Source organism: Nocardia takedensis NBRC 100417, assembly GCF_000308695.1.
Taxonomy (GTDB): Bacteria; Actinomycetota; Actinomycetes; order Mycobacteriales; family Mycobacteriaceae; genus Nocardia; species Nocardia takedensis.
This window is the reverse complement of sequence record NZ_BAGG01000036.1, coordinates 52,896-67,671: the sequence shown is the minus strand read 5'-3', so window position 1 is coordinate 67,671 and position 14,776 is coordinate 52,896. Positions and strand designations below refer to the sequence as shown.

The following is a 14,776-nucleotide window of genomic DNA, read 5'->3' as shown; positions in this document are numbered from 1 at the left end:
CGAACTGTCACGATTGTGAGGTATGACTCCGCTCGGCCACGACGGTCGATCGACCCCACGGTCACCGGTCAGCAGGTGAGCCCGGGAGCCGGTTGTACCAGGTCCACGAGGTAGGCGGTCACCGCGTCGTCCAGGCAGGCGTCGCCCGCGACCAACGCCGCCGTGTGCCGATTGCCACGATAGGTGATCAGGGACGCGCCCAGTTGCTCGGCCAGATCCACCCCCGCCTGATACGGCGTCGCGGGGTCGGCGGTGGTCGACACGACGACCAGCTTCGGCAGCCCGGGAGCCGAAACCCGATGGGGGGTGCTGGTGTTGGGCACCGGCCAACTCGCGCAGATGTCCAGCGGAGCGGCCCCGGTGCCACGACCGTCGTCCAGGAACGGCGCGGCCTTGCGGTACTCGGTGTCCTGCCTGCCCACCAGCGCCGGGTCCAGTACGCGCGGATCATCGACGCAGCGGATCGCGGTGAACGCGTCCTGGGTGTTGGCGTAGCTGCCGTCCTCGCCGCGCCCCTCGTACAGATCGGCCAGTTGCAGCAGCGTGTCGCCGCGCCCCTCGCGCAGTTCGTCCAGCCCCGTGGTCAGCACCTGCCACAGTTCGTCGCTGTAGAGGGCCTGCTGCACGCCGGTGATCGCGTCGTCGTAACCGAGCCCGCGCGGATCGGTCGTCGCGGCGGGCGTGTCGCGCAACGGCTCGAGCAGCGCGCGGAAACGGGTGACCGCGGCCGACGGGTCCGACCCCAGCGGACAGTCCGGTTTCGCCGCGCAGTCGGCGCTGTAGTTCTCGAACACCCGCTGGAACCCCGCCGCCTGCCGCAGCGACTCCTGCACCGGGTCCTGGGAGGAGTCCACCGCACCGTCGAGGACCATCGCGCGCACCCGGTCCGGGAACTTCTCCGCGTAGGCCGACCCGAGGCGGGTGCCGTAGGAGTAGCCGAGATAGGTCAGCCCGGGATCACCGAGCACCGCCCGCAGGACGTCCATGTCCTGCACCACCTCGCGGGTGCCGACGTGGGCGAGGAAATCCGCGCCGGTGCGTGCGGCGCAGCGGCCCGCGTACTCGCGGTTGTCGGCCTCCACCGAGGCGATGCCCGCCGGGCTGTTGTCGGCGGGCCGCTCGGCCCGGTCGGCGTCGGCCTCCGGGCCGGTCAGGCACCGGATCGCCGGGGTGGAGGCCCCCACGCCGCGCGGATCGAAACCGACCTGGTCGAAGCGCTCCCCCAGCGTCGTCCCGCTGACCATCCCCGCCATCGACAGCCCGGACGCGCCCGGACCGCCCGGATTCATCAGCAACGCGCCGACACGGTCGCCGAGCGCGGGAATCCGTGACACCGCCAGACGCGCGGTGGGGCCGTCCGGACGGGCGTAGTCGACCGGGACCTCGATCCGTGCGCAGCGCGCGATGGGCGGCAGGCGTACGTCCGGGCCGGTGAACTCCTGACAGGAACTCCAGTCGGGGGTCTGGCCGTAGAACCGTTCCAGGCCCGCGGGCGCCGGCGGCATCGGCACGGGCCGGCGATCGGCCGGATCGTCGGCGGATACCGCGCACCCCGCCACCACCGTCGCGAGAACCGCCCCGACCAGCACACCGCGCCATCGCCGCACCCGACCCATGCTCACGATCCTGCCGGCCCCCCGCCCGCGCGACCACCACCACCTGCGCGTATCGCGGCCGGTCGCTGTGACCGATCGCACCGTCCACCGGCCCTATTGCCCGTTCCGGGCGGGTGGCACACTGGAGAGGTCAGACACCCGGGGACCCGAACGGGCCTCGAGGAGACACGCAGCGAAAGGGACGATGATGTCCGCATCCGAATCGGAAACCCCTGCCTACGGCGCCGCCCCCGCTGACGGACCGAAGAAGGCGCGCAAGACCCGCGTGCCCCACCTCCAGCAGATGAAGGCCGACGGCGAGCGCTGGGCGATGCTCACCGCCTACGACTACTCCACCGCGCGCCTGTTCGAGGAAGCCGGCATCCCGGTACTGCTGGTCGGCGACTCGGCCGCCAACGTCGTCTACGGCTACGACACCACCGTGCCCGTCACCGTGGACGAACTGATCCCGCTGGTGCGCGGCGTGGCGCGCGGCGCGCCGAACGCCCTGGTGGTGGCCGATCTGCCGTTCGGCACCTACGAATCCTCGCCGCAGCAGGCCCTGGCCACCGCCATCCGCTTCATGAAGGAAGGCCAGGCGCACGCGGTCAAACTCGAAGGCGGCGAACGGGTCGCCGAGCAGATCGCGCTGATCACCGCCGCGGGCATCCCGGTGATGGCCCACATCGGCTTCACCCCGCAGAGCGTCAACACCCTCGGCGGCTTCCGGGTGCAGGGCCGCGGCGACGGAGCCGAACAGCTCATCGCCGACGCGGTCGCCGTCCAGGAGGCGGGCGCGTTCTCGGTCGTCATGGAGATGGTGCCCGCCGAACTGGCCGGTCAGGTCACCCGCAAGCTGACCATCCCCACCATCGGCATCGGCGCGGGCGCGGACTGCGACGCGCAGGTCCTGGTGTGGCAGGACATGGCCGGGTTCACCAGCGGACGGACGGCGAAGTTCGTCAAACGCTTCGCCGACGTCGGCGGCACGCTGCGCGAGGCCGCGAGCGCCTACGCCGACGAAGTGCGCCGCGGTACCTACCCCGGACCCGAGCACAGCTTCTGACCCGAAGGGGTTCGGGCGGAGCCGATCCGGCCGAACCCCCTCCGGTACCTCCGCGCCGCGACCGCCGCCGTCCCCGAGCGAGGGTGGCAGACTCGTAGCGACATCATCGACACGATCCACGAGGTACCGATGCCCCACAGCCGATGGCTCTCCCGCGGTGTGCCGCTGGCGGCCGGAGTTCTCGCCGCCGCCGCGCTCACCGCCTGCGGGACCACCGCCGACCCGAACCCCACCGGTAGCGCGGGGTCGGCCACCTCCAGCGCGGCGCCGTCGAGCGCGCCCGCGAGCACGGGCAAGTCCACCGGCACCGGCAAACCCGAACCGCAGGTCACCGATGCCGCGGCCACCTCGCTGTGCGATCAGATCCGCCCCGAGCTGTCCAACTTCCGGGTGCAGGGGCCGAGTCTGGGCCGGATCGGGATGAACCTGATCGTGCACCCGTGGGGGTTGCAGAACGGAATCGACGTGCTGGGCAACAAGACCGTCGTCGACACCGTCACCACCAAGGCGTGCCCCGACGTGCGGCAGCAGGCGGTGGAAGCACTGGGCACGCCGGATCTGGCCTCGGTCATCGTGGGTCTGTGATGCGCGTCCCGTATCCGCCGATCGAACCCCACGAGACCGGACTGCTCGACGTCGGCGACGGCCAGACGCTGTACTGGGAGGTCAGCGGCAACCCCGACGGCAAGCCGGTGGTCTTCCTGCACGGCGGTCCGGGCGGCGGCACCTCCGAAGGGCAGCGCCGCTTCTTCGACCCCGAGCGCTACCGGATCGTGCTGTTCGACCAGCGCGGATGCGGGCGCTCCACCCCGCACCTGGCCGACGGCGCGTCGCTGGCCGCCAACACCACCTGGCACCTGGTCGCCGACATCGAGGCGCTGCGCGCGCATCTGGGCGTCGAGCGCTGGCAGGTGTTCGGCGGGTCCTGGGGTTCCACGCTGGCGCTGGCCTACGCCCAGAAGCATCCCGAGCGGGTCACCGAGATGGTGCTGCGCGGCGTCTTCCTGCTGCGGCGCACCGAGATCGACTGGTACTACAACGGCGCGGGGGGCAACGTCTACCCCGACGAGTGGGAGAAGTTCCTCGCCCCCGTGCCGCCGGCGGAGCGCGACCGCGACCTGGTCGAGGTCTACCACCGACTGCTGCACTCCCCCGATCCCGAGGTGGCCACCGCCGCGGCGGTGGCCTGGTCCACCTGGGAAGGGGCGACGAGTTCGCTGCTGCCGCAACCGGACCGGGTCGCCGAGACGGGCGACCCGCGCTTCGCGCTGGCCTTCGCCCGCATCGAGAACCACTACTTCCGCCACGGCGGCTTCCTCGACGAGGGGCAACTGCTGCGTGACATCGACGCCGTCGCCCACATCCCGGTGGTGATCGTGCAGGGCCGCCACGACATCGTCTGCCCGGCGGTCAGCGCCTGGGATCTGCATCGCGCCTGGCCCGGGTCGACCTTGCACATCGTCGACGACGCGGGGCACGCCGCCACCGAACCCGGCATCACGCACCACTTGGTCGAGGCCACCGACCGTTTCGCGAAGGAGAGGTGAGCCCGGTGAACCCAGGACAGAGCGCGGGACAGGCGTTGGGCGCTGCCCTGAGCGAGGACGTCGACCGACTGGTCGCCGCCGAACCCGACGTGCGGGCCGACGCCGAGGATTCGGTGCACCAGTTGCGGGTCGCCACCCGGCGACTGCGCAGCGTGCTGCGCTCCTACCGGACGCTGCTGCGCAAGGACGCGGTCGCCGAGACGACCGAGGAATTGAAGTGGCTGGCCGACCTGCTCGGGGTCGCGCGGGACGCGGAGGTGCGGGCCGACCGCTTCCGCACCCTGCTCGCCGAGCGGACTGCGCAGGACACCCCGCCCGCCGAGATCGCCTCGGCGACGCACCGATTGGTGACCGCCGAGCGCGACCGCTACGAGCGCGCGCACGCCGAGATCCTCGCCGCCCTGGACGGGGAGCGCTACCGCGCGCTGCGGGATCGGCTGGTCGGCTGGCGCGGCGAGCCACCACTGCGCACCGCCCGCGCCGCCGCACCCGCCGCCGACTTCTTCGGCGTCGTGCTGGACCGTGACCGGCAGCGGGTGGAGGCCCTGGTGCGCGCCGAACCCAGCGCCGCACCCGCGGACCGCGTGGAACTGCTGCACGACATCCGCAAGAGCGCCAAGCGTCTGCGCTATTCGTGCGAGGCCGCCGAACCCGTGCTCGGCGAGGACGCGACCGGTCTGGGCAAACGCGCCAAACGCCTCCAGACCGTGCTGGGCGATCACCGCGACGCGGTCGAGTCGCGCAAGGCGATCCTGCTCCGCGCGGGCGAGGCCGGGGAGGCGGGCGAGTCGGTCGGGATCTACGAACGGCTGGCCCGGGCCGAACAAGCCGCGGCCGACAAGGAACTCGAGCGCTACCCCGCGGCCGCCGCAGCCGTCACCGACGCTCTGCGCTGACGCACGGCCGACGCCTCACTCCCCGAAGGCGAAGCCGATCTTGCGGGTGACCGGATCGGCCGCGGCCAATCGGACCCGCACGCGCGCGCCTTCGGGCGGTGCGCCCGCGCACGGGCCGAGGATCGGCGGGTGCGCGACGAAGATCTCCGCGGCCCGGCGGCCGTCGGCTTCGCGCAGCACCACGGCCTCGAACTCCTCGCCGACGCGGGCGGCCAGCAGGGTCGACTCGGTGAGGTCGAGGCAGGCGCGGTCCACCTTGCCCGCGACGGCGTCGGTGCGTTTCATCGTGTCGGCGACGGCGTCGAGTCCGTCGCGCACCCAGTCGGGGACCGGTGTGCCCGCGCTGCTGGCCAGGCAGATCTCGGTGGCGAACCGGTCGGCGAGGCGGCGCAGCGGCGCTGTCACGTGCGCGTAGGGCGCGCCGATCGCGCTGTGCGCGCGCACCTGCGGGTCCCGCTCGCCGAACACGGTGTAGCGCGCGCCGCGCAGCAGCGTGGTGGCCTCCGACATGAGCACCAAGCCCGCCGGGGCGTTGGGGTCGAGTCCGGCCAGCATCCGGCCCACCGACGTCTCGGCGGGCCACGGCACGCCCAGCGCGGCGGCGGTGCGCCGCAGGGAGTCCACGGCCGATTCCGGCGGCGACGGCATGGTGCGCAGGATGCCGAGGCGGTCCGCGACCGGGGCGAGCATGAGCCGCGCCGCGCACATCCCGGTCAGCAGCGAGACCTGCTCGTTCCAGTCGTCGACGGCGGTGCGCGGTTCCAGTTCCAGGCGCCAGTGGCCGTCGGCCGCGGCGTCGCGGACCACGCGCTGCGACGGGAGTCGCAGGCCGATCGCGCCGCGCGCCAACCCGGATTCGCTGCGCAACCGGCCGAATTCCGGCAGGGCGGCGAGGGGCGCGGGCAGGGTTCCCGCGTCGGCGGCGGCCTGCACGCCCGCGTAGTCCAGGCGGGCGCGGGACCGCACCAGCGCGCGACGCACGTCGACCCGCACGGGTTCGGCTTCGTGGTCGCAGTCGATGGTCCACAGCACGGCGGGACGGGTCCGATCGGGCAGCAGGCTCGCGGTGTCCTCGGCGAGGACGGGCGGATGCAGCGGGACGGTGCCGTCCGGCAGGTAGAAGGTCTGGCCCCTGGCGCCCGATTCCCGGGCGAGCGCGCCGTGCGGGGCGATCACGGCGGCGACATCGGCGATCGCGTAGTGGACGGTGAAGCCGGTGTCGGTGCGGAGGAGATGGACGGCCTGATCCAGGTCCAGCGCGCCCGGCGGGTCGATCGTCACCAACTCGAGGTCGGTGCGATCGATCCGAACGCCCGCGAACGCGTCGGACGCGTCGCGGGCTTCCGCGCCTGCCTCGGCGGGATACGCCGAGGCCAGGCCGAATTCGGATCGGACGGCGCCGAAGTCGACCGGCGCCGAGACGATCCGCTGGTGCAGTTCCAACGAACTACTGCAGCGCCAGCATCGTGCCGTTCAGCTCGTTGAACGGACCGAAGACGGTGAAGGTGACCCGCCCCGCCGGATACGTCGAGGACAGAGCCGCCGCCGAATCCAGGGCCTGGCCGAAGGAGGCCGCCGAGGGATGCGGCAGACCGGCGATGACCAGACCGAGGTTGGTCTGATCGACGAACCGGGTGTCGGAGGGGCTCAGGTCGACCTGAACACCACCCGGCAGCGGAGTCACCGCGACCGCGCCGGCGGACCCGGCGCCGAAGGCGGCGAAAACCGATGCGGCCCCGGCGATGAGAGCGCCGGCGACCAATGAACGAACTACCCGCATAGAGTTGAGACCTGCTTCCGCGATCGAAGTACGAAAGGCCCGCGCTGCCCGGCGACGGGCCTTAGCCAACGGCGAACACTCTATGACGTCGATCACGATCGGGGCCAGTGCGGATCCGATTCGGCCTCCGACCCGCCGGACTTCGGCGCGCCGCGCCCGGCTGCTACGGTTCCCCGGCGGGCCGGGAGATCCGTCTTCCCGCGATTCCGAACACAACCCGCGTACGTCGACAATTGGGAGTACCGCACTGATGTCCTCGATCATCTACGACTACCTGATTCCTCTGGTCGGCCCGGAGCAGGCCGCTTACTGGGCGCAGGTATTCCTGATCGACCCGGCCTGACCTCACAGTTTCGGTCCACACGCCGGTCGCCTCCCGTTAACCTGACGGGAGGCGACTTTCGTCAGGTACCGCTAGCATCCCGCTCCGTGATCAGAACTACCGCCGCCCTGGCGGCAACCGCCACCGCGTTCGCCCTGCTCCTCACCGGATGCGGTGACGACTCCACCGATTCCTCCACCGCCGCGTCCTCCTCCGCGACCGCGGCCGCCTCCTCGCTGGCCCAGGTCGTGGACAGCACCAAGGCGGGCACCTTCGTCGTCAGCTACAAGAGCGCCTTCCCCGCGCTGGCCCAGGGCCGGACCGACGTCCAGATCAGCGAGATCCTGAGCAAGACCTGCACCGACATCAAGGCGGGCAAGTCCGAGGACGCCGCTGTCGCGACCGTCATCAGCGCCACGAAGAACGGCGACAAGCAGGCGTCGAAGGAGGAGGCCCAGGCCATCTACCAGATGGCGCGGCTGATGTGCGGCTGATCGCCGCCGACCGACCGGTCGCTCGCCGCGTGGCGAGCGACCCCGACGGCTCGGGACAGGGCGGACGAGCCGGCCTGTAAGCCGGATCCTGTCCCCGGTCGAGACCGGGTGGCGACCATCCATCTGGGCACACCGTCGCCGGGTACCTCGAGCGGTCCACCCGCGGGCTCGGGCGAGCAGCCCTCGAACACCCGCGCAGTCGCACCGCGAGGTGCGACCTTCGACCTTGCTCCGGGCGGGGTTTACCTAGCCGCCCCGGTCACCCGGGGCGCTGGTGCGCTCTTACCGCACCGTTTCACCCTCACCGCACGACCGGCACCGAGGTGCGCGATCGTGGGCGGTCTGTTCTCTGTGGCACTGTCCCGCGGGTCACCCCGGGTTGCCGTTAGCAACCGCCCTGCTCTGTGGAGTCCGGACTTTCCTCGACGGCGGGCGGCGGCACCGAAGTGCCCGTTCCCGTCGCCGCGGTCGCCCGGCCGGCTCATCCGCGCAACCAGCGTACGTGATCACCCCACCACGGATCGGCACGCGGGTGGCGAACCCAGTACGGTGAATTCCCATGGAGCGTGTCGAGGTCGGTTTCACGTCGGGCGGGGAGCAGTGCGCGGCGTGGTTGTATCCTCCCGACGGCGTCCCCAAGCCCCGTCCCCTGGTGGTGATGGGTCATGGTCTGGGGGGAACGCGGGAGATGGGATTGGACAGGTACGCACGGCGATTCGCGGCGGCGGGAATGGCTGTGCTGATATTCGACTACCGCCACTTCGGCGCCAGCCAGGGCAATCCGCGGCAACTGCTGCACATAGCCCGGCAGCGCGAGGACTGGCGCAACGCCATCGCCTTCGCGCGCACCCTGCGCGGAATCGACAAGACCCGGATCGCGTTGTGGGGCACCTCGTTCAGCGGCGGCCACGTGCTCACCGTCGCGCCCGAGGACGACTACATCGCCGCGGTGGTGGCCCAGGTGCCCTTCACCAGCGGCTGGGCCTCGGGGATGGCCAAAGGGCCGATCAGCCTGACCAAAGTGGTCACCCTGGCGGCCACCGACCTGCTGGTGGGGCCGCTGCGCCGGAAACCGGTGCGCATCAAGCTCGCCGGACGCAAACGGGCCGCCGCGTTGATGAGCGCCCCCGACGTGCCCTCGGGGTACGGCAGGCTCGCCGAGGAGAGCGAGAGCTGGGAGCCGAAAGTGGCCGCGCGCATCGCGTTCCCGGCGTTCTTCGACGCACCGGGACGTCGCGCCAAGACCTTGAAGATGCCGGTGTTCTACGCGGTCGCGGACAACGACACCATCGCACCGCCCGCGCCGACGCTGCGCGCGGCCGAACGCACCAAACACGCGGTGGTCAAACGCTATCCGGTCGGCCACTTCGACCTGTACTTCGACGACGTGTTCGAGCAGGCCGTCTACGACCAGACCGAATTCCTGGTCTCGGTGCTGCGCCCGTAACCTCACCGACGCGAAACCCCCGCGCACCGTGACAGGCACGCGGGGGTTCTCGACACATCGATCAGAACGGGCGGAACCCCGCCCCGACACCGCCCTTGGCGTCGATGGCCGCCAGGATCAGATCGATCGGGGCGAAGAACGCGGGCGAATGGATCGGATTCGCGGCATCCGCGCACGGCAGATCGAACCCGATACCCGCCAGGCCGGTCAGCCTGCCCTGGTTCATGCCGACCAACTTGTCGCCGACCGTCACCGGACCACCCGAGTCACCCGGCTTGGAGCACGCCTGGTTGATCGTCACCGAATCGTCCAGGTTGCCCCACACCACACCGCAGCCCGGTCCGCTGGTGCGGCCGTTGGAGCACACGGTGGTGCCCGGTCCGGGCGGCGCGCCGACGCCGGTGATGGTCGTGGCGCCGACACTGCGCACCGGGTCGACCTTCTCCGGATCGAATTGCAGGACAGCGAAATCCAACGTCTCCCCGTTGTCGGAGAACGCGACCGTGCCGACCGCGCCCGCCCCCAGGGCGTTCTCGGCCCCCAGACGAGCCCCGGTGGGCGCGCAATGCCCCGCCGTCAGCCCGACCAGGCGGCCACCGCCGTCGTAGCCGATCGCCGTCAGCGAGCACGCGGAATTGTTGTCGAAGACGATGCCCGAACTCCCGCCGAGCACGACCTTGGCAGGCGCAGCCTGCGCGCCACCCGCCACCGCCGCGCCGACACACGCGACGACGGCCGCCGCGGCCGCCGTCCCTCTGAACCTCACAGCAGAAACGCTCCTTCTCGAAAGACACCGGCCGACACCGAGATCCGGTCGCACGACACCGTCGCGCCGACCGCCGTCGCAATCTACAAGGCCGCGCCGGACCCCGGTGCGGGAATCACACTATCGCGCGGTCCAAGAAGGAGGTCTCGTTGACCAGTCGCACCGAGGAACCGCCGTCCGGGTAGAACTCCGCGATCGAGAGCGAGGCCAGATCCAGGTGCAACCGGTACAGCAGTGACGGTCCCACCCCCAGCGCCAACTGCAACAGCGTCTTGATCGGGGTCACGTGGCTGACCACCACGACATTCGCCGCCGGATACAGGCCGATCAGGTCGCGGCGCACGGCCTCCACCCGTTCGCGCACCGCGTCGAAACTCTCCCCGCCCGGCGCGGGCACCGACGAATCGGCGAGCCAGCGCGCGTGCAGTTCCGGGTCGCGGGCCGACGCCTCGGCGAAGGTCAGCCCCTCCCACTCGCCGAAATCGGTCTCGATGAGACCGTCGAGCACCCGCACCTCGGCGCCGAGCGCGTCCGCGACGGCCTGCGCCGTCTGCCTGGTCCGCCCCAGCGGCGAACTCACCACCGCCGCGATATCGCCCTTGCCCGCCAACATCGCGGCCGCGCGGGCCGCCTGCTCGCACCCGAGATCGGTCAGCGGCGGATTCCCGCGCCCGGAATACCGGCGGTGCACCGACATCTCGGTCTGCCCGTGCCGCAGCAACAGCAACCTGGTGGGACGACCCAGCGCACCCGTCCACCCGGGCGCGCCCGACGGCGGAGCGGCGACCACGCCGGTACCGGCCCGGTTCCCGGCAGCCGATCCGTTGCTCGCGGTGGACGAGTCGGCGGCGTGTTCGCGGGGAATCGATGCCGTCTCGGCTCCGGTGGCCGTCGCGCCACGCCCGGCGCTGCGGGCCTGGTCAGCGGCATCCCGGGCCGGGTCGGCGCGCTGGGAGGGCTTCGCGGCCTCGCGCACCTCGGCGACCACGTGCGCGTCGTCCATGGCCTCGTTGGCGAGGCGGTCGGCGTGCGAGTTCTGCGCTCGCGGGATCCAGGTGAAGGTGACCCGGTCGAAGTCGGCGACCAGGCGGCGGGCGCGCTCGGCCAGCGGGATCATGGCCGCGTGCTTGACCTTCCAGCGGCCCGACATCTGCTCGACGACCAGCTTGGAATCCATCCGGACCGCCACCGTGCGCGCGCCGAGTTCGGCGGCGGCCTCCAGACCGGCGATCAGGCCGCGGTATTCGGCGACGTTGTTGGTCGCGACGCCGAGGAATTCGCGCCGTTCGGCCAGCACGGCGGTGTGGTCGTCGGCGAAGACGACCGCACCGTACCCGGCGGGCCCCGGATTGCCGCGCGAACCGCCGTCGGCTTCGACGATGACGTGCTCGACTCCCATGCGCCCGCTCAGTTCCGCGAACCGGTCACAGGCCCGACTCCTTGGTGCGCACCAGGATCGCACCGCATTCGGGACAGCGGACGACCGCGTCGGGCGCGGTCTTGGCGATCCGGGCGATCTCGCCGCGATCGAGTTCGATCCGGCACGCGCCGCAGCGGCGGGCCTGCAACAGCGCCGCGCCGACACCGTGCGCGGCGCGCTGACGGTCGTAGACGGCCAGCAGTTCGCCGGGGAACAGCTCGAGCAGTTTCGCGCGGTCGGTGTCGCAGCGGTTCTGCGCGACGTCCAGATCGGCGACCGCCTCACCGCGCAGGCGTTCGGCGTCGGCCAGTTCCCGTTCGGTGTTGCTGAGCAGGGCGCCCGCCCGGTCGTAGTCGGCCGCGCCCGCCTCGCGGCGTTCCATCACCTCGAGCAGTTCGTCCTCGAGCACCGCGCGCCGCCGCTCCAGACTGCCGAGTTCGTGTTGCAGTTCGGTGAGCTGCTTGGCGTTGACCGTCCCCGCGGTGAGCATCCCCCGGTCGCGCTCCTCGCGTTTGCGGACCGCGTCGACCTCGCCCTCGAGTTTCTTGATGTCGCGATCGAGGTCGTCGAGCTGGATCTGCACGCCCACCGCGGCGTCCTTGTGCGCGTTGCGCTCGGCCTCGAGCCGCGCGACCTCCTGCTGTTCGGGAAGTACGGTGCGGCGATGCGCGATCCGCGTCAGCTCGGCGTCGACGCCGGCGAGCTGGAGCAGCTTGGCCTGGATCGGTGGTTCGACATTCAACGCGGGGAGACTCCTGAACGCTGTGGACGGATGGGCAGGCCGCACCGCGAAGGGCGCGGACACCGGCCATCGAGCCTACCCCGCGACCGTGCCGGACTAGCCGCCCGCCGCCCGCGTCTTGATGGCGTCGCGGGAGATGAAGACGTCGTATTCACCGGGGGTGGAGATGACGGCGTTGCCGTAGGCGGAGCGGACGAACGGTTCGGTGAACCAGCGGCCCTCGCGCATGTCGTCGAAGAAGTCGCGGTCCTCGCCGTTGACGAAGATGTGGTTCTGGGTGGTCGCGACGCCGTCCAGGCGCTGCCCATACAGGCGGGTGACCCGGTAGCCGGAGTGGAACCCGAGCGCGTTCACCCACGGTTCCAGTTCGACGATATTGGCCTGCAACACCCACAGATCGCCTTGGACCTGGTAGTTCTTCTTGCTCTCCACGCCGCCTTCGTCGTCGAAGAGGGTGAGTTCGGCCTCGAGTTGGTGATCCTGCCCGCCGACCTCGCGGACCACGACGTGGGCCGCCTTGATCTCCCCGCTCAGGCCCAGGTAGGTCTGCATCAGGGTGGCGATCCACAGCAGTCCGATCGCCACGATCAGCAGGACCAGACCACCCGCCCCGCGGCCGATCAGGACACGCGGTCCCACTTTGCGTACCTTCACCAGCGCCGAGATCAGCAGCGCCACCGCGATCAGGATCAGCAGAATCAGACCGATCTGCACGAACCCGAAGCTCACCGGGTAGTTCATGGGGTAGTTGTACCCGGTTCGCCCGATTCGATTCGACTCGAAATCGCGACACACCGGCAACACGCGCGACGAAACCGATTCCGCGGCTAGAACTTCACCATCGGGGCAGGCCGCAGCGGATGCCGCAGCAGATTCCGGGACGCGACCCGCACCAGCGTCCGATGGAAACCGGCCTCCGGGAACTCGCGGCGCAACGCGCGGTACTCGCGGCGCGGCAGACCGAAACTCACCGCGCCGACGCTGAAGTCGACCGCGTCGGCCTTGCGGAACAGTTCCACCGCCGAGAGCGGGTCACCGGCCGAGCGCAGCTTGTGGTGCTCGTCGATCATGGTGGTGACCAGCGGGATCCGTTCCTCGTGGCCGGTGTCGACCAGCCACTGCCGCGCGCGGGCGACCGAGGGCGGCAGGTAGTCCCAGGTGCCGTCGCTCCAGATGCCCAGGTCGTGGAAGGCCGCGGCCACCACGAACTCCGGGCGGCCGCTGGGCAGATCCTCGTCCGCGCCGCCCGCGCGCAGGTGCAGCAGGTCGGCGACGCGCACCACTCGGATCGCGTGGTGCAGGTAGCCGGTGTGGTCGCCGGCGAGTTGCCCGGACCACTGGTTCAGGATCGCGGCGATACCCGTCGCCGCGTCGTCGTGTGCCGTCGGATCCATCTGGTCCCGCCTTCCCGGAGTGTGGCCACCATCTTCGACCGCCCGGGCCCGCCGCGCGCGTCGGACGCGCTCACCCGAGTCCGCCGAGCGTCCACGGATCGGTGCGCAGCGTCGACACCCTGGTGTCCAGTCCGGGCAGGGCGCGGCGCACCAGCGCCTCGGCCTGACGGCACCACGGGTATTCGGTGGCCCAGTGCGCCGCGTCGATGAGTGCCGGACCGCCCGCGCGCAGGTGTTCGTCGACGGGGTGATGGCGCAGATCCGAGGTGACGTAGGCGTCCACCCCCAGGCGCGCGACCGCGCCCAGATACGAATCGCCCGCGCCGCCGCAGACCGCCACCGTCTCGATCATCCGGTTCGCCTCGCCCGCCGCCCGCACGCCCCACGCGGTGCGGGGCAGGGCCTCGCGCACCCGGACGGTGAACTCGCGCAACGTCTCCGGCCGCGCCAGCGTCCCGACCCGGCCGAGGCCGAGCCCGGACGGCAGCGGCGCGCGCTCGCTGACGTGATAGGCGGGGACCTCGTACGGGTGTGCGGCCAGCAGCGCCGCCCGCACCGCCGTGCGCGCCGAGGGCGGGGCGACGACCTCGATCCGGTCCTCCTCGACGCTGGTCAGGTCACCGACCGTGCCGATCGCCGGCGTCGCGCCGGGCACCGGCCGGAACTGGCCGACGGCGGGAATCCGCAGCGCGCAGTCGCGGTAGTGCCGGTCCGCGCCCGCGCCCGCGGCGAACAGCGCGGCCAGGACCTGCTCGGTGTGCGTCCGCGGCACTTGGACACTCCAGTTGTCCACCGCGGCCGTCGGTTTCGGGTCGATCGGCCCCGTCACGGTGAGACCCAACTCCCCGGCCAGCGCGTCCGACACCCCGGGATCGGCCGAATCGGCGTTGGTGTGCGCCGTGAACAGCGCGCAGCCCGAGCGGATCAACCGGTGCACCAACGCGCCCTTGGGCGTATCCGCCGCCACCGAATCCACCCCGCGCAACAACAGCGGATGGTGCACGACCAGGGCCTGCGCCCGCCAGTCGATCGCCTCCTCGACCACCCGCGCCGTCGCGTCGACGGCGAACAGCACCCGGCTCACCTCGTCGTCCGGATCCCCGCAGACCAGACCCACCGAATCCCACGACTCCGCCAGCTTCGGTGGATAGGCCGCGTCCAGCACCTCGATCACTTCCGCCAGCGACGTCACCATTCGCCTCTCCCTCGCTCCGCACACCCCCACCCGATCCTCCCGCATCAGGCCCCGTGCCGCGTGCGAGGGCTCGACGCGGTGGGCATCGGACCGCGCGCGGCAATCCTGTCGA

At 71.4% G+C, this 14,776-nt stretch carries 15 protein-coding genes and 1 other RNA gene; 6 read left to right on the top strand and 10 right to left on the bottom strand.

Translation table 11 applies throughout. The annotated features are described in order from the left end of the window. Positions 1-68 precede the first annotated feature (68 nt). Complete coding sequence (locus tag ON30_RS08940) at positions 69-1,616, bottom strand: alpha/beta hydrolase (protein WP_083911251.1); 1,548 nt, start codon at positions 1,614-1,616, stop codon at positions 69-71. Between the two features lie 187 nt (positions 1,617-1,803). Between ON30_RS08940 and panB the strand changes: the two genes are divergently transcribed. The 4 genes from panB to ON30_RS08920 all read left to right on the top strand — a co-directional run bounded on the left by panB (position 1,804) and on the right by ON30_RS08920 (position 5,104). Beyond that, positions 1,804-2,661, top strand: a complete 858-nt coding sequence (panB, locus tag ON30_RS08935) for a 3-methyl-2-oxobutanoate hydroxymethyltransferase (protein ID WP_040705715.1) — start codon at positions 1,804-1,806, stop codon at positions 2,659-2,661. Positions 2,662-2,790: 129 nt separating this feature from the next. Then, on the top strand, positions 2,791-3,246 hold the full coding sequence (locus ON30_RS08930) for a hypothetical protein (protein ID WP_040705714.1): 456 nt from the start codon (positions 2,791-2,793) through the stop codon (positions 3,244-3,246). Further along, positions 3,246-4,208: a prolyl aminopeptidase gene (gene pip, locus ON30_RS08925; RefSeq protein ID WP_040705713.1), complete on the top strand. Its 963-nt coding sequence runs from the start codon at positions 3,246-3,248 to the stop codon at positions 4,206-4,208. The genes ON30_RS08930 and pip overlap by 1 nt, the downstream gene beginning before the upstream one ends. A gap of 5 nt (positions 4,209-4,213) precedes the next feature. After that, on the top strand, positions 4,214-5,104 hold the full coding sequence (locus ON30_RS08920; RefSeq protein ID WP_040705755.1) for a CHAD domain-containing protein: 891 nt from the start codon (positions 4,214-4,216) through the stop codon (positions 5,102-5,104). Between the two features lie 15 nt (positions 5,105-5,119). On the opposite strand, the gene ON30_RS08915 is transcribed toward ON30_RS08920, so the two are convergent. Together ON30_RS08915 and ON30_RS08910 are read right to left on the bottom strand one after the other, a co-directional pair. Next, a complete protein-coding gene (locus ON30_RS08915) occupies positions 5,120-6,547 on the bottom strand; it encodes an RNB domain-containing ribonuclease (RefSeq protein ID WP_174387436.1) in 1,428 nt (475 codons plus the stop codon). A 4-nt stretch (positions 6,548-6,551) separates the two neighbouring features. Continuing rightward, on the bottom strand, positions 6,552-6,980 hold the full coding sequence (locus tag ON30_RS08910; RefSeq protein WP_245553980.1) for a hypothetical protein: 429 nt from the start codon (positions 6,978-6,980) through the stop codon (positions 6,552-6,554). 333 nt (positions 6,981-7,313) lie between these two features. On the opposite strand from ON30_RS08910, the gene ON30_RS38380 reads away from it, so the two are divergent. After that, positions 7,314-7,700: a hypothetical protein gene (locus tag ON30_RS38380; protein ID WP_040705711.1), complete on the top strand. Its 387-nt coding sequence runs from the start codon at positions 7,314-7,316 to the stop codon at positions 7,698-7,700. A gap of 61 nt (positions 7,701-7,761) precedes the next feature. Here ON30_RS38380 and rnpB read toward each other — a convergent pair. After that, an RNA gene (gene rnpB / locus ON30_RS36015) (RNase P RNA component class A) lies at positions 7,762-8,184 on the bottom strand. A 75-nt stretch (positions 8,185-8,259) separates the two neighbouring features. Here rnpB and ON30_RS08900 point away from each other — a divergent pair. Next, entirely contained in the window at positions 8,260-9,147 is an 888-nt protein-coding gene (locus ON30_RS08900) for an alpha/beta hydrolase (protein WP_040705710.1), read from the top strand. A 61-nt stretch (positions 9,148-9,208) separates the two neighbouring features. Here the strand turns inward: ON30_RS08900 and ON30_RS08895 are convergent, their stop codons facing one another. The 6 genes from ON30_RS08895 to ON30_RS08870 form a co-directional block, all read right to left on the bottom strand. Further along, positions 9,209-9,913, bottom strand: a complete 705-nt coding sequence (locus tag ON30_RS08895) for a S1 family peptidase (protein ID WP_040705709.1) — start codon at positions 9,911-9,913, stop codon at positions 9,209-9,211. A 115-nt stretch (positions 9,914-10,028) separates the two neighbouring features. Then, positions 10,029-11,312, bottom strand: coding sequence for a bifunctional RNase H/acid phosphatase (locus ON30_RS08890; protein ID WP_040705708.1), 1,284 nt, complete (start codon positions 11,310-11,312; stop codon positions 10,029-10,031). A gap of 25 nt (positions 11,313-11,337) precedes the next feature. Continuing rightward, entirely contained in the window at positions 11,338-12,075 is a 738-nt protein-coding gene (locus ON30_RS08885) for a zinc ribbon domain-containing protein (protein WP_040705707.1), read from the bottom strand. Positions 12,076-12,171: 96 nt separating this feature from the next. Further along, positions 12,172-12,816, bottom strand: coding sequence for a hypothetical protein (locus ON30_RS08880; RefSeq protein WP_040705753.1), 645 nt, complete (start codon positions 12,814-12,816; stop codon positions 12,172-12,174). Between the two features lie 86 nt (positions 12,817-12,902). Next, positions 12,903-13,469 (bottom strand): hypothetical protein, encoded by a 567-nt coding sequence (locus ON30_RS08875; protein ID WP_051029101.1) that lies wholly within the window; start codon positions 13,467-13,469, stop codon positions 12,903-12,905. A 70-nt stretch (positions 13,470-13,539) separates the two neighbouring features. Continuing rightward, a complete protein-coding gene (locus ON30_RS08870) occupies positions 13,540-14,664 on the bottom strand; it encodes a Nif3-like dinuclear metal center hexameric protein (RefSeq protein WP_040705706.1) in 1,125 nt (374 codons plus the stop codon). Positions 14,665-14,776: the final 112 nt, after the last annotated feature.